General features: G+C 61.8%; 9 protein-coding genes. 4 read left to right on the forward strand and 5 right to left on the reverse strand.

Translation table 11 applies throughout. The features are described from left to right. Window positions 1-31: 31 nt before the first annotated feature. Entirely contained in the window at window positions 32-829 is a 798-nt protein-coding gene (locus IFJ82_RS11610) for an N-formylglutamate amidohydrolase (RefSeq protein ID WP_003618421.1), read from the reverse strand. A gap of 232 nt (window positions 830-1,061) precedes the next feature. Between IFJ82_RS11610 and argH the strand changes: the two genes are divergently transcribed. Continuing rightward, the gene (gene argH, locus IFJ82_RS11615; RefSeq protein WP_192264677.1) at window positions 1,062-2,501 is read left to right on the forward strand and encodes an argininosuccinate lyase; all 1,440 of its coding nucleotides are present in this window, start codon (window positions 1,062-1,064) and stop codon (window positions 2,499-2,501) included. After that, window positions 2,498-2,692 carry a hypothetical protein gene (locus IFJ82_RS11620; protein WP_003618417.1) on the forward strand — a complete coding sequence of 65 codons (195 nt, stop codon included), beginning with the start codon at window positions 2,498-2,500 and terminating at the stop codon, window positions 2,690-2,692. The genes argH and IFJ82_RS11620 overlap by 4 nt, the downstream gene beginning before the upstream one ends. Before the next feature lie 310 nt (window positions 2,693-3,002). Here IFJ82_RS11620 and IFJ82_RS11625 read toward each other — a convergent pair whose 3' ends face one another. Then, a complete protein-coding gene (locus tag IFJ82_RS11625) occupies window positions 3,003-3,425 on the reverse strand; it encodes a cytidine deaminase (protein ID WP_062808744.1) in 423 nt (140 codons plus the stop codon). A gap of 268 nt (window positions 3,426-3,693) precedes the next feature. Here IFJ82_RS11625 and lysA point away from each other — a divergent pair, with 268 nt between their 5' ends. Both lysA and IFJ82_RS11635 read left to right on the forward strand, forming a co-directional pair. Continuing rightward, the gene (gene lysA / locus IFJ82_RS11630; RefSeq protein ID WP_192266517.1) at window positions 3,694-5,052 is read left to right on the forward strand and encodes a diaminopimelate decarboxylase; all 1,359 of its coding nucleotides are present in this window, start codon (window positions 3,694-3,696) and stop codon (window positions 5,050-5,052) included. Further along, window positions 5,049-7,841 carry a DUF4175 domain-containing protein gene (locus IFJ82_RS11635; protein WP_225578655.1) on the forward strand — a complete coding sequence of 931 codons (2,793 nt, stop codon included), beginning with the start codon at window positions 5,049-5,051 and terminating at the stop codon, window positions 7,839-7,841. The genes lysA and IFJ82_RS11635 overlap by 4 nt, the downstream gene beginning before the upstream one ends. Before the next feature lie 342 nt (window positions 7,842-8,183). Here the strand turns inward: IFJ82_RS11635 and IFJ82_RS11640 are convergent, their stop codons facing one another. The 3 genes from IFJ82_RS11640 to IFJ82_RS11650 all read right to left on the reverse strand — a co-directional run bounded on the left by IFJ82_RS11640 (window position 8,184) and on the right by IFJ82_RS11650 (window position 12,566). After that, window positions 8,184-10,811 carry a cation:proton antiporter gene (locus IFJ82_RS11640; RefSeq protein WP_003618408.1) on the reverse strand — a complete coding sequence of 876 codons (2,628 nt, stop codon included), beginning with the start codon at window positions 10,809-10,811 and terminating at the stop codon, window positions 8,184-8,186. 352 nt (window positions 10,812-11,163) lie between these two features. After that, on the reverse strand, window positions 11,164-11,796 hold the full coding sequence (locus IFJ82_RS11645; protein ID WP_192264679.1) for a thiamine phosphate synthase: 633 nt from the start codon (window positions 11,794-11,796) through the stop codon (window positions 11,164-11,166). Beyond that, window positions 11,793-12,566 (reverse strand): thiazole synthase, encoded by a 774-nt coding sequence (locus tag IFJ82_RS11650; RefSeq protein WP_003618403.1) that lies wholly within the window; start codon window positions 12,564-12,566, stop codon window positions 11,793-11,795. Before IFJ82_RS11650 ends, IFJ82_RS11645 begins: the two co-directional genes overlap by 4 nt. Window positions 12,567-12,574: the final 8 nt, after the last annotated feature.

Consider the following 12,574-nt stretch of genomic DNA (forward strand, 5'->3'; position numbering starts at 1 on the left):
GCAGCACCAGTCCGGGGATCGAAAGCCTGCGTCATGCCCCCATTCCTTCCCATGCCTGTGGCAGTATCCGCGCAAGGCGCGCCGCCCATTCATCCTGCCCCTGCGGCGTTGCGATCAGGTCCTGACGCACCTCCAGTTCCAGATAGGCAAGGCCGCGCCCTTCTGCGTGGGTGGGAATGGTGTAATCACTGACATCCGTCAGGGCATAGGGTTCATTGCTGCCGATGACGAGGCCATCTTCGCGGGCAAGGACATCGCGGACCCGCAGGCCAAAGGCCGGGTTGCGGTTATGCAGGACACCGGCATGCCATGGACGGCTGACCCCATTCATTTCCGGCGTAAAACTGTGCAGCGCCACGAGGATGAGCGGCATGCCCGCCCCATGCCGCGCCGACAGTTCGGTTGCGATCCGGTTGTGATAGGGATGAAATATCTCCGCCACCCGTGCGCCTTCATCCTCGGCCGTCAGGTCAAGGTTGCCCGGCACCTGCGTGCCGTCACTTTCACGGACGATGGAGGTCGGGTGCCCCGGCGCGCGATTGCAGTCGATCACCAGCCGGGAATAGGCCTGCTCGATCAGCAGGCTGCCCAGACGTTCGGCCAGCGCCCGCCCCATTCCGGCGATTCCGATATCCCATGCGATATGGCGATCCCAGTCGTCATCCGCGACACCCAGCGTCCCCAGACGCCGTGGAACCGCGCGACCTGCATGATCGCTGACGAACAGGAACGGCGAATCGGGCCCGCGTTCCCCCTGCACCGTGGCGGAAGGGCCGAATTCAACCACCGGCGACGGATCTTCGTCCCCCAGAAGGCGCGTCATATTCATGGCGGTCCCGACAACTCCTGTCCGTGATCTTGCATTTTGGCAGACCCTACCGGCCACCGGCCCTGAACGAAAGGGGGCGCGGGCGATCTGTTTTCACGCCATGGGCCACTTTTGCATCATGATGGCGCCTCAGGACGCGATTGCACGCGCCGCCCCCCGTCATTAGGGTGCGTCGGTCGCGCCAGGGCGCGGCATCTACGGGGTCCGTTAAAGATGGCTGGGGCGCGACGACATGTCTGCAAATGAAAAGAACACTACCAACACGCATCAGGCAAACGCACAATGGGGCGGACGTTTCGCCGGGGGGCCTGCGGCCATCATGCAGGACATCAATGCCTCCATCAGTTTTGACAAGGCATTGTGGCGGCAGGATATCGCGGGTTCCCTTGCGCATGCGGCAATGCTGGCGAAAACCGGCATCATCACCCCCACGGACGAAGCCCGGATCCGCGAAGGGCTGAAGGACATCGCCGCGGAGATCGCGGCCGGTACCTTTGATTTCAGCACCGCGCTCGAAGATATCCACATGAATATCGAGGCCCGACTGTCCGAGCGCATCGGCGAGGCGGGAAAGCGCCTGCATACCGCGCGTTCGCGCAATGACCAGGTCGCGACCGATTTCCGCCTGTGGGTGCGCGACGCCATCGACGGGCTTGATGCGCAGGTTACTGCCCTGATCGAAACATTGTGCGCGCGCGCGATGGAACATGCCGCAACGCCCATGCCCGGCTTTACCCACCTGCAGACCGCGCAGCCCGTGACATTCGGCCACCACCTGATGGCCTATGTCGAAATGCTGGGCCGCGATCGCGGGCGGCTGTCGGACGCGCGACGCAGGCTTAATGAATCCCCGCTGGGATCGGCGGCACTGGCGGGCACGTCCTTTCCCATCGACCGTGAAATGACGGCGCGCGCGCTCGGGTTCGACCGCCCTACGGCCAATTCGCTCGATTCCGTGTCTGACCGCGACTTCGCCCTGGAATATCTCTCCGCACTGTCGATCATGGCGATGCACCTGTCGCGCCTGGCGGAAGAAATCGTCATCTGGTGCTCGGCCCCATTTTCCTTCATCCGCCTGTCCGATGCGTTCACCACCGGTTCGTCCATCATGCCGCAAAAGCGCAATCCCGACGCGGCCGAGCTGATCCGCGCGAAAGGCGGGCGCATCACGGGGGCGCTGGTCGGGCTGCTGACGGTCATGAAGGGATTGCCGCTGGCCTATGCCAAGGACATGCAGGAAGACAAGGAACCGGTCTTTGCCGCGACCGACGCCGCTGCCCTGTCCCTGGCGGCGATGGATGGCATGGTGCGCGACCTGAGTGTCAATGCACAGCAGATGCGGGCCTGCGCCGGTTCGGGATTTTCCACCGCGACCGACCTGGCCGACTGGCTGGTGCGGGTGCTGAAGCTGCCATTCCGCACCGCCCACCACGTCACCGGCCGCCTGGTGGGCAAGGCGGAAGCACGTGGCGTGGACCTGTCGCAACTGACGTTGCAGGAGATGCAGGCCGAAGAACCCGGCATAACCGCCGATATCTTCGACGTACTGACGGTGGAGGCATCACTGGCGTCACGCACCAGCCTTGGCGGTACTGCACCTGACAATGTGCGCGCACAGGCCGGACGCTGGCAAAAGGCGCTGGCGGCGGAAAAAGAAAGGAAAAAGGCATGAACACCCGTCATGCATACTCCCGCGGGGCACACTCCCGCCGGGCACGCATGGCATGGGCCATGACATGCATCATCGCGCTTTCGGTGGCAGGCAGCGTGCTGGGGGCCTGCGGGCGAATCGGCCCGCCGCAGCCTCCCGGCCCACGGTCGGACTTCACCTATAACCGGACCTATCCCGCGCCTGACCGTTAAGAGATTGTTTGAAAACACATCATTGATAAAAAACGAGAAAAGTTTTTGGGTGCCGCCTTTTTCCAAAAAGGCGGCGTCTTCTGAAGCTTTTAAAAAAAAGCTTCACCAAAAACTTTTGTAATTTCAGAATGTTATTGAGACTGACTTTTCAAACCGTCTCTATTCGAGACGGTTTGAAAATAACGCCCCGACAAGGAGTGATGGGAGTTTTGTGGCATTGCCTTTTTTGAAAAAGGCAGCGCCTTTCAAAACCCAGGAAAAGCTTTCCTAAAAATTCCCAATTCTTATCAGGTGGTTATCCTACCACCCCTTACAGATGCTCTGGCCCAAACCCATCGGGTAGAAGATCGCCAAGGGTGCGGCGTGCCAGCACATTCCCCTGCGCATCGACCATGTCGATCCTGAGCGAATGCGCCGCGAACTCACGTATTTTCTGTCGGCATCCCCCACAGGGAAAGCATGGCTGCGCACTGCCGCCGCATACAACCACCCGACGCAGCACCCGCCCCCCCGCCGCCACCATCGCGGCGATGGCCCCGGCCTCCGCACAGGTACCTTCGGGATAGGCCGCATTTTCCACGTTACACCCGGCAAAGATACGGCCACTGCCATCCTCCACCGCCGCCCCCACCGCAAATCCTGAATAGGGCGCATGGGCATTGCCCCGCACCGCGACCGCGGCACCGATCAGACGTCGTTCATGTTCCGTGTTCCCTGCCTCAACTGCTTCCATGGTGCCTTTCCCTGCATTTCGTGACCGCAGTCAAAAGCCTGCCCACGAAACACCGCACAAATCCAAGAAAGTTTTTTGATGAAGCTTTTTTCAAAAAGCTTCAAGGAACGCCCCCCTTGCCTGACGAATATGGCAGATCCCCAAATTTTATTGTTTTTTGTCAGAACATTGACCTGCAATCTCCCGTTCCCCTGATCGTGGCATGGAACAGCATGAATTACGTCACAAGCACCTTGGAACGTACAGGGTGAACCGGTATCCTGTCGCGATGGCTGATACATTTTCCACCCACCCGGGGCAGGACCCGACATTACAGGACCTGCTGGCCGTGCGCCCTGCCCTTTCGATGCATGCCATCGACGGGCTGGTGTTTGAGGACGTACCGCTTAATGCAATTGCCGATGCGCTTGGCACCCCCACATGGGTGATGGGCGCGCAGACATTGCGCACGCGTTATCACCGTCTGGACCGGGCAATGCGTGATGCCGGACTGGATGTGGACATCCATTTCGCGGTGAAGGCGAACGACCATCTTGCCATCCTGAAGATCCTGCACGCACAGGGGGCCGGGGCTGATGTCGTCAGTGGCGGCGAACTGCGCCGCGCCATCGCCGCCGGTATCCCCGCACGTGAAATCGTCTTTTCCGGCGTGGGCAAAACGCGTGCGGAAATGGAACTGGCGCTGCATCACGGAATCGCCCGGATCAATGTTGAAAGCGCGGAGGAACTCGACCTGCTGTCGGCCGTCGCCGTGGCGTGCGGGCGCACCGCGCCGGTGGCGCTGCGCATCAACCCCGATGTCGATGCCGGAACCCACGCCAAGATCACGACCGGACTTGCGGGCAACAAATTCGGCATTCCCTATGACCGGGCGGTCGAACTCTATGCCCATGCGGCCAGCCTGCCGGGCCTCCATGCGGCAGGTGTCGCGGTGCATATCGGCAGCCAGATCGAACGGATGCAGCCCTATCGCGCGGCCTATGCCCGCGTGGCCGATCTGGTCCGCGCCATCCGTGCGCGTGGGCTGGGGGTGGACGTGATTGACTGCGGCGGCGGCCTTGGCATTTCCTACCGCCATGAAACCGAAGGCGCGCCAGAGGCCCTGGCCCATGCCATCAGCATCGAACTTGGCGATCTTGGTACGCGGCTGGAGATCGAACCCGGACGCTGGCTGGCCGGACCCGCGGGCGTACTCCTCAGCACCGTTGTCCTGCGCAAGCGCGGATATGACGGCATGCCGCCCTTCATCGTGCTGGACGCGGCAATGAACGACCTTGCACGGCCCAGCCTGTATGACGCATGGCATGGCATCATCCCGCTGTCGGCGCGCGATGCCGTCGCCCCGTCCGAACAGGTGCATGTCGTTGGCCCCGTGTGCGAAAGCGGCGATACGTTCGGACATGACCGCACCCTGCCGCGCCTGCATGACGGCGCGCGCGTGGCGCTGCTCGATACCGGTGCATATGGCATGGTCATGAGTTCGACATACAATGCACGCGCCATGGCCGCACAGGTTCTGGTGGACGGATCGCGGTGGGACGTGATCCGCGCGCGCCAGAAGGTCGAATCCCTGTGGGAAGGCGATATCATCCCCGATCCCCTGACCCATCCCGCCGGAGTAGAATGACGCAGGCCCGCGACATTCCGACCGACGTGCCGGCACGCGATCCCGCAGCGCCCCCGGCATCATCGGCGGCGGCATCGGGCATGTCCTCCTTTCCCGCCCGTCTTGCGCGGGCACGGACACGGGCACGTCGCGTCCTGTGGGTCGAACGCCTGTGGCCCATCATGCTCCCCATCGCGGACGTGGCTGGCGGCGTGGCGCTTCTGGGCCTGCTGCGCCTTCCCCAACGCCTGCCTGACGGGGTGCATGCCGCAGCACTGCTGGCACTGGGGGCGGGATGCGCCGCATGGGGCATCCGCCGTTACCGCCAGGGCCATGCACCGGATGACGCAACCCTTGACCGGCGCATTGAACAGGCATCGGCCCTGCAGGACCGCCCGTTGCAAACCCTGCTCGACACGCCTGTCGCCTCTCCCACCGATCCGGCCGCAACCCGGGCAGCCGAAGCCCTGTGGCGGATCCACCTGCAACGCACCGGTGCGCGGGTCGGGCGGTTGAAGGCTGGATGGCCACGCCTGTGGCCGGTGGGGCGCGAAACATCGTGGGCCACTCTGGCGCTTGCCCCGCTGCTCGCCCTCGGACTGCTGTGGGCCGGGGGGGCGGCACCGGGACGAATCGGTGCGGCCTTCATGCCCGGCACGGACGATGCGGATACGCCACGGCCACAGATCCATGCATGGATCACCATGCCTGCCTATGCCCCCGGTGCGCCGGTCTTTCTGGATGATCGCAAGGGCACAGCCACCATTCCCGCAGGCGCTGTCCTGAGTGTGACGGTAACGGGATTGCATGGGGAACCGGTGTTGCGCGCGCGTTCCACCGCGAAAGGCACAAGTCTTGGCCCACATGGTTTCCATGCGCTGGACCCTGCCAACTGGTCCGTGGAAACGCCGCTTCTGGCGGATGGCGCGTTGACCCTGCGTGGACGTGGCCGCGTGTTGAGCCAATGGGACCTGAAGGTTACACCCAACCCCGCACCAAGCGTCACATGGGGCCCGAACCCCGGCGCAAAGGACGGGGAATGGCGCACCCGCCTGCCCTACAAGGTTTCACAACCCTATGGCATTGCATCGCTGCATGTGGAAATGCGCCTGACGGGGGACGAACATAGCGCCCATCCGCGCGTCCTTTCGGTGCCGATCCCGCTGAATGGGCACCCCCATACGGCCGAAGCAGTCGCAACACCCGACCTGTCATCAGATCCCTGGGCAGGGGAAGATGTCGTCGCCACACTGCTTGCCACCAGCGACAGCGGCACGGGCGCGACCTCTGCCCCGGTACATTTCCGCCTTGGCGCGCGCACATTCCATAACCCGATGGCCAAGGCGCTGCTTGATATCCGCAAGCGCCTCGCCCTTGGTCGCGAAAGCCGTTTCATCGCGGGCGAAGAACTGCATGGGCTGGGCATGACATCCGCGCCGATGACCCATAGCCCCGGCCTGATGATCGCCCTGAGCAGCGTGTCCTACCTGCTGAGCCTGCATGAAGTCGATACCACACAGGCGATCGACCAGGCTGTGGGCCGTTTATGGTATCTGGCGCTGGATGTCGAACATGACCGCCACGACGATATCGCGAACAGCCAGGCCGATTTCGATATCCAGATGGCCGAAGAAGCCCTTGATGCGCAGATCGAACATATGCGCGAACCCGATGGGAAACCCACCCGTTCGGCACAGCAGCAGGCCGAACTGCAACGCCGCGTGCAGGCGCTCAGGGATGCGATCCAGCGCAAGATGCAGGCCCTGATCACGCAGGCGATGCGTGACCATTCCGCCATCCCCGCCATGCCGGAAATGTCACAGACAGGGGAACAGAACCTGTCGCGCATGATGCAACAGCTTCAGGAGGACGCCGCAAACGGACGTTCCGCCGATGCGCTCGACCGGCTCCATCAGATGGAGGACATGGCCAACCAGATGCGCAATGCCACGCCGCAGGACATCATGCAGGCCGCACGCCAGTACCAGGCGCGCCAGGAAATGCACGAACAGCAGGCAGCACTGCGTGACCTGATCCACCAGCAATCCACCTTGCTGGATCATACCCAGCAACGAATCGAACAGGATGCGGCCAGCGCGGCAGCACGCCAGACCGATATGGACACGATGAACGACGGGGAAGACCTGTCAAACATGTCCACGCCAGAACTGCTGCGGCATTTGGGCCTGACCCCGCCGGGCCAGTCCAACCCCGCAGGCACGCAGCCCCCTACCGCCGAAAGCCAGACCCCGGAGGCACATGAGGTGCAACAGCATGCCGACCGCGCGACCCAGCATGCGCTGGCGCGTGCGCTGCATGAATTGCGTAATGAGTTCAAGACCCTGAGCGGCAAGGACGTTCCCGCGTTGAAACAGGCGTTATCGGACATGAAGGCCGTGCGCACCGCCCTGTCGGCAGGTCAGGATACTGATGCCGCAACAGCGGAGCGCAAGGTCCTGGCCGACCTGCAAAAAGGTGGGCAGCAGATGCGTCAGTCCACCAGGAGATCGGGCAAGGGCATGACGATTTTCCTGCCTTCGCTGGCCGGAAGCAAGGGATCAGGCGGATCGAAACCGGGACAGCCGGACGAAGAGGAAACGCCCGACAATGCGGGCAACGAACCCCGCGACCCGCTGGGACGTAAAACCGGGGATGACCATGCCGGCATGGACAGCGATACCCATGTGCCGGACAAGGCCGCCCGCGAACGCGCACGTGAAATCGAACAGGAACTGCGCCGCCGCGATTCGGACCGCACCCGCCCACCCGAAGAACTGCAATATCTCGACCGGCTGCTCCAGTCGTTCTGATCCGGGTATGGGGAAGCACGGCGCGCACCTGAAGCCATAAAAGTTTCTGGTGTCGTCTTTCCCCAACAGGACTTCCCCCTGCGAAGGCATAGAGACCGTTTGAAAAGTCAGGCCCGATAACATCCTGAAATTATAAAGGTTTTTTGGTGAAGCTTTTCCCAAAAAGCTTCAGACGACGCCGCCTTTTGGGAAAAAGGCGGCACCCAAAAACTTTTCTTTTTTATCAATAGCTTGTTTTCAAACACTCTCTGATGGGGAAATCTGCAATCTCTGTTTTGCATGCCCTACGGCATGTCGGCGCCATTCTGCCACGTTTGTCACCATTGGGTGGCAGACAGATGCTCAATCCCCTTGCTTCTGCTCTGTCCCTTCATGCGCCGACATGACGGATGTGACCGGCGCGGTCGCCAGTTCGATCGCGTCATAGGAGGGCGGCACACCCGGCTTGTCCTTTCCCTCCCCCGGAAGCAGCCGGGCATCGGGCAGATCACCATCCGCGCACGCCTGCGCCAGCTTTGCCAGATTGTCACGCACGACAGGATATTCATCCACAAGCCGACGGAAGGTCCGCGCACTCATCGTCAGGAAATGGCCGAACTGCAACGACCGGCTGGTCGCGGCGACCCGTGCGCCACTCAATGCCTCTTCCGCACCAATGACCGCACCCGCGCCAAAACGCACGTCACGTTCGGCATAATGCGTCTCCGCCAGCCCCGCACTGATGAAATAGATGGTGCGCACTTTCTGGCCACGCTTGTACAGACGCTCCCCCGGAGAGGAGAAATGCAGCGACATCTTCATCGACAGGTCGTGCAACACCCCATCCGGCAGCCCCGTGAAGATGGCAAAACCGTGAATCCGACTCTCGATCCCGGCCTTGATATTGAATTTCAGCCGGAAATCCAGATGCGCGCGCCGCTGTTCCACATCACGGTGCAGTTCGCGATGCAATTCATCGCTCAGCAGGGATTCCGAAAGCAGGGAATCATATTTTTCTTCCTCCAGCCGCAGGGCAACCTGTCGCAGCATCCGGTTTTCCAGCGCTTCGGAATAACCATGGTAATGCAGGCGCAGTGTCTGCAATGCCTCGTCAAGCAGCTTGCACTGCCGTCCCAGCACCTCGCCGACGATTTCGCTGATACGCACACCCAGAGTCGGTTCCATGCGGGTACGCATGAATCGCGTCAGAGAGAGGGAGACGAAATGCGCGATCATCAGCATCTCGAACCGCTCGGTCATGCAGTACATCAACGGCAGGTCAAAATGCAGCCGGTGATGGATGGCCTGCGCGATACGAAAACGTAGCGACGGCCTCAGCCTGCGACGTAACGCACGGACATAGCCAAAACGCCCCTCCAGCCGTGCGCCATCGACCATCGCCTCGGCCGAACGCAGCAATGTTTCCATCACACGCCGCGACAGGCCCTGTATGCGAAACAGGTCAAGCAGGATGGAGCGTTCACGATTGCCAATCACGATCAGCGCCAGCGTCACGCGCTGCCGGTCGCCCAACGCGGTGTCGAACGTGTTCGCCTGCTGCTCCGTCGTGACACGCCGGTCAAGGAACTGCACCACCGAATTGGTGACATTGCGTGAAAAGCCCAGCTCCCCCGCCACTTCGCGTGTCTGGTCACGCACCTCGCCCAACCCGATGGCAAGGATCTGGTGGCGCAACGCCTGATCAATCAGCGGCAGTTGATCCAGCTTCAGGAACAGCACGAGATAACGCAACGTCGTGCCATTGACGAACAGGGTAATCAGCACAAATCCCGTGGCGATGATGCCGATAAAATGCGCGATCTGGGTGGAGACATGCTCATTTTCCGTCACCGCCAGCGCGAGGGCCAGTGTGATCGCACCACGCAACCCGCCCCAGACCATCGTGACCTTGAACGGATTCGGCACAGGTGGCGACAGGCGCGTGGCGGCAAGGATGGGCAGCATTCCGAACACGACGGAGGCACGGGCCAGCAGTCCCGCCACTGTCGCAATCAGGATCAGCACGCAATCCCAGCGCGTCATTCCCGCCAGCAGGCGCGGCACCAGCATGGAGGCCAGCACAAACACCAGCGACCCCGCCCAGAACACAAGCTGCTGCCACAGTTCATTAAGGAACCGCCACGTCTGCGGTCGGAAGGTGGATGGCCCATAGATGGAAATCGTCAGTCCCGATGCCGCCGTGGCCACCACACCGGAAAAGCCGAGGAATTCATCACATACGATATAGGACAGGTACGGCAACGCCACCGTCAACGTAATCTCCGCCGCAGGCGCGGCCCCGATGGTTGCGATCAGCATCAGTGTCAGACGGCCAAAAACCACCCCGATCACCAGCGCGCCTGCAAACGACACCAGGAATTCCAGCACCGCACCACCCAGCATGATCTTGTGATGCGCGGTGATGGAGGCCAGCAGGATGGAAAAGATGGAGATCGCCGCCGCATCATTCAGCAACGCCTCCCCCTCCACCAGGCGGGTCAGGCGGCTGGCCGCGCCGATTTCCTTAAAGATCCCGGCCACGGCGGACGGGTCGGTCGTCGCCACGATGGAACCAAGAAGCAGACACACCGCCAGCGGCAGGCCCGCAAAGGGATATAGCGCCAGGCCGATCGTGGCGGTGGACACCACCACCGCAACCACCGCCAACAACAGAACCGTGGCCGTTTCATGCGCAAGGCGGCGCACATCTATGCCCAGCGCGCCCTGAAAAACGAGGATCGGCAGGAAAATCAGCAAGAAGGCTTCGCTGTTAAGCGGGAAATCCAGCAGCGTTTCCGCCGCCCCGCTGAAAATCTCCAGATGCGCACTGCGCAGGACAAGGTCAGCCACACCACCGATGACAATGCCAACGATAGCCAGCAGAACCGTTTCCGACAGTTCCAGACGACGGGCAATCGGCTGCACGGTACTGACGACCACCAGCAACATGGCAATCGCCATCAGAATTGCCGCAAGACCCGCTATCGCCATTCAACGCCCTCAATTCTGGAAACCAAGCCCCGTCCAGAACCATCCTGTCGCGAAACCATGGACAGAATATGTCCGCCACCCGAAGATTGTCCGGCTGGACGAGGATAAAAAACGCCGCGTCACCATTTTCCGCCCGCCACGATGGCCGGCGGCAGGCCTGCGATCCGGGGCATTCCACCGAAAACCGGTTCGGTGAAATGCCCCGGTTTATTGTTTTTACGAGCATCTTCACCTGTCTGAATGCACGCATTCAAACAGGATCTGCCCTAGAGTGGCATGTCTTTCATGAAAATTTCGCCTACACCTTGGATTGTATTTATGCCACATCCTCGTTGCATATAATACACAGAAATTAGACCGTCCCGTCATCCCCCTGTTTCGATACCTGCGTCGCATGCAGCCACGCACGGACCTGCGCCGCGGGATCGGGCATGCGAATGAAATCCGACACGGCGGAAACGCAATCCGCGCCCGCCGCGATACAGGACGGTGCGCGTGCAAGTGTAATCCCGCCAATGGCCACCAAAGGCAGGTCCCCCACCAAACGTTTCCATTCACGCAGGCGGTCCACCCCCTGTGGCCCCCATGGCATTTTCTTCAGTTTTGTCGGCCATACCGGCCCCAGCGCAACATAATCGGGTCGCACGTCAAGCGCGCGCTGCAGTTCATCATGGCTGTGGGTGCTGACCCCAAGGCGCAGTCCAGCACGGCGGATCGCGGGCAGGTCGGCCTCATCCAGGTCTTCCTGACCCAGATGGATGAAGTCGATTCCCTCCTCGATCGCAAGACGCCAGTAATCATTGAGGACAAGGCACACACCATGCAGGTGCGCCAGTGCGACACCCCGGCGTATTTCCAGGCGCAGCGCATCTTCGGCCATGTCCTTGAGGCGCAATTGTATCAGTTTTGCACCAGCCTGCCCCAACGTCGCGATCCAGTCGGCACGATCAACAACAGGATAAATGCGCGATGGAAGTGCCCTCATGCCAGTACCGCCTGCCCGATCGTGGGCGTGGATGGCGCCGCCATGTCGCGCGCCTCCATCGGGTCGGCAACATATGCCATGCGCCCGGCCTCCACCGCCATGGCGAACGCGCGCGCCATTTCCACCGGATTGCCTGCCTTTGCCACCGCCGTATTGATCAGCACCGCATCATAACCAAGCTCCATCGCCTGCGCCGCATGCGACGGCACCCCGATCCCGGCATCGACCACCAATGGAACACCGGGAAAATGCGCCCGCAGCGCACGCAGACCGAACAGGTTATTCAATCCCTTGCCCGACCCGATCGGCGCGCCCCATGGCATCAGCACCTCGCACCCGGCGCGCAGCAGCCGTTCCGCACCGACCAGATCCTCTGTCATATAGGGGAAAACCTTGAACCCATCCTCGGTCAGGAGGCGCGCGGCCTCCACCAGGGCGAACATGTCGGGCTGGAGCGTATCGGACTCCCCGATCACCTCCAGCTTGATCCAGTCGGTGCCAAAGACCTCGCGCGCCATCTGTGCCGTGGTCACGGCCTCACGCACGCTGTGGCATCCTGCGGTATTGGGCAGGACCGGCACGCCAAGATCACGAATCAGGTTCCAAAATGCCTGTCCCGCCCTCTGTCCCGCCGATTCACGGCGCAGGGATACGGTCACGACACCTGCCTGCGCATGCCGCACCGCATCGGCCAGGATTTCGGGCGAGGGATATTGCGCCGTCCCCAACATCAGGCGTGAGGACAGTTCCGTTCCATAAAACAGGGTCATGTCGTGTG

The organism is Novacetimonas hansenii, from assembly GCF_014843995.1.
Taxonomy (GTDB): domain Bacteria; phylum Pseudomonadota; class Alphaproteobacteria; order Acetobacterales; family Acetobacteraceae; genus Novacetimonas; species Novacetimonas hansenii.